A 3,368-nucleotide genomic window follows, 5' to 3' on the forward strand; every position below is an offset into this window, starting at 1 on the left:
AAATGAAAATAGTTGTTTTTTAAAATTATTTGTTTTCACTTTAAAACCACCCTTCTTTATTTATTAATTCCAATAAAACAATATTCTATTTTAATCTCTTTGTTTTTTTCTTATTTAAATAAAAACAACTATTTATTTAAATGATTTTTTTTTTGAAATAAAAAAAAACGAAGCAACCCAATTTATCACTTCGAAAAAGCTATTCATCAAAATATTTACACTATAGATTAGGAAAGACAGATGTATATCATAATTCTGCTATACTTAATTCATTTTTTTAAATCCTTATTTTTTTTGCATCTCGGATATTTATTGACTGTTTCAGTTTATATTTTATGTGTAATTTAAAAAGTTAAATTTTTCTGAAGTGATTATTCACTTCACTTTTTTATTGTATTTTTTAAACAAAATTTAATTGATGGTATCCAAGCTGGCTTTATCTTTCATAATTATTTTAAATAAAACTTATTTTTAAATTTATTAAATTATTCATATTTATGAAAAGAAATTGAAAATTTTTTTATTCTCTTTTTTCATTTCATTAGGAAACTTTTTATTTAGGAATCTAGAAAAGCCTGCTTTTAATTCAACATTCAGTATTCGTTATTTTTACTAAATAAGTTTAAACGAATATTTTGTTATAGAAAAACACCCTATAATTTGGGTATTCGTCCAAATTATAGGGTGTATTACATTGATTTAAAACTTTTTTGAGGATACGATACTTTGGCATTTCTTTTTTCGTAAAGTAAAATGCCTACTTTAATTCTATCAATTTTGATTATTGAATTTATGAATGTGAAACTTCTTGGCGCTGAATTTCTTTTCCTTTGGCATCCAAACTAATCAAAGTAATTAATTTAGAAGATGATGAAACTTTATTTTTTGCGTACACTTCANATCATTTGCTAATAATTTAAAGCCAGGGAAGTACTCTTGTCCATCGACAATCAATTTGAATTTCTTCACATCTCCAGTGTGAGTACCAGTAATGTAATCCGTATTCACTTTATAATGGTTAACGTTTAATGATGGTTTTTGAATGGTAATCTCTTGCGTAGCAACTTCTGTACCTTCACCGTTCAATACTTTTAGCATCGCTGTCTTAGAGTTTGACTGTATCTTATTTTTAGCATAGACTTCAAAATGATTATTTGCTAAAAGTTTGAAACCAGCTGAAAATTCTTTACCATCTACCATCAATTTAAATTGTTTTGCTTCACCAAACATTTGTCCTTTGATGTACTCTTGCCCTAATGCATAGTTTTCGGCAGTTAATTTAGAAGATTGAACTGAAATTTCTTGTGTGCCAGTTACTTTACCAGTCTCATCCAAACTTTCTACCTTTACTGTTTTTGTTGCTTTAGTGATTCTTTTTCCAATATAAAGTTCAAAGCAATTGTTTTTTAGTAATTTGAAGCCAGGATTGTATTCTTTACCATCTACAATTAACTTAAATTTCTTGATATTTCCGCTGTATTTTCCAGTCATATAAACATTCCCGCAATAATAATCATCCACTGTGATTGCTGTTTTTTTATTATCCAAAGCTGCTTGAGCAATTTTTACTTTTTCTAATAATTTTGCTTTAACAGTGGCATGACCTTTTATTGCTTCGACTTTTTTTCTCGCACTGTCAATCTTTTCTTGAGTATTGCTTTCTTTAGGCGTATTGCCATTAAATAGTTGGTTTACGGCTCTTGTTGCTTGCTTTATTGGAGGAATGGCAATACCACTAGTTTCTTCATAAGCTTGTTGCGCTTCTTCAATTTTTTCTAGGAGATTTTGTTTATATGGACCATCAAACATTTGATTTACACTATTTAACGTATCAGTGATAACCCATTGCGTATTTTCTGGGTTAGGTTTCCCATCTATAAACAGCCAACTTACCTTAGGAGTCGCATCAAGTACATAGATTAATTGGTTTAATTTATCTCGTAGTTTATCAGTTGTGTAGCCTTCTAAAAATGGTTTTTCTAGAGGAAATTCAAACAATTTTTCACCCAGTCTGTCAATATCAGTTTGCGTCACACTTGATCTAGGATTACCAATTTCTCCATTTATAAAGAATTGATCCATCTCTGTATTAATCTCTTGCCATTTTTTCATTAATTCATCATAGGCTTGTTGCGCTTGTTCTACTTTATTTAACAATTCTGTTTTTTGCATACTATTTGATAATGCTGTCACTTGCTTTCTTGCGGCATCAATTTGAGCTTTGGTATTACTTTGCTTTGCACCAAATCTGTCAAATAAATTATTTACTGTTCTTGTAGCCTGTTGTAGCGCATCAGCAGTAGTATTTTTTTGCTCTTGAACTGCTTTAGTAGACTTTGTTTCTGCTGTATTAGTTATTAAAGTTTCTTCATTTTTCTTATCCTCTTTTATTTCCTTTGAAGAACTAACCATCACATCTTCTTTCGCTCCTTTTTGCTCCGCATGTACCATTGGTACCGCTACTCCAGCTAAACTAGAAAGAACGAGTGCGCTTGTCGTCGTAAGTGAAAATAGTTGTTTTTTTATATTATGTTTTTTCAATTTAAAAACCACCCTTCTTTGTCTATTATTGATTTCAATAAAATAATAGTCTATTTTAATCTCATCCTTTTTCTTATTATTAAAAAAATATATATATTTTTTTAAACGACCTATTTTATAAAAACAAATAAAAAGAATAAAGTAAGAATTGTGGCACTTCGAAAAATATTCAATTATACTTTCTAGTTTATCCTTTTATTTGTGTTTCCAAAATAAAAGAATAGACTACCTATGACTTTTGCATTTATTTACATAAATGTTTCATATCGCACTCAATCATCCATCTTTCATCAAAAAAAGTAAATTTCTTCAGTGATTTGTTACCATTTCAATTTTCCTAACCGCTTCACATTTTTTAATAACTACCAATAATTCGTCTTTGCTAAAAAAATACTTTTTTCTACTACTACTGATTTATTTTAGAAAAGGTATAGGCATATATATTGTTGTACTTTACCGCTTTTTTCAACAACACTGTTTTTTACGTACGATTTAATAACGCAACTACTTGATTGCTTACGGCATCAATTCTGTTTTGTATCAAATGTATTGAATAAATTGTTAATGATAGATACAATTCACAGCAGTAATATTTTTTCACTCGTAAATTTTCTTGACATTCTTTACGCTCTCCTCTGAATTACTTATCTGATTGCTTTTTTCTACTCCTTTTCGAGGAAGTAAAAACAATTGTTTTTTGAATTTCTATTTTTCAACTAAAAAAACACCCTTTTTTAATTTATTTGCTTCAATAAAATATTGCCTTTTATTGTTAAAAGAAGTTATGGTATTAATTTTTTTGAAATAAAACAAAAAACCGAAGTGAT

General features: G+C 28.2%; 1 pseudogene. It reads right to left on the reverse strand.

Annotated elements, in window-relative coordinates:
- Positions 1 to 900 precede the first annotated feature (900 nt).
- Positions 901 to 2,451, reverse strand: a pseudogene (locus tag RV14_RS12935) (immunoglobulin-like domain-containing protein); the annotation flags it as partial.
- Positions 2,452 to 3,368 lie beyond the last annotated feature (917 nt).

The sequence above is a fragment of the Enterococcus ratti genome (genome assembly GCF_001886195.1).
In the GTDB taxonomy this organism is placed as follows: Bacteria; Bacillota; Bacilli; order Lactobacillales; family Enterococcaceae; genus Enterococcus_B; species Enterococcus_B ratti.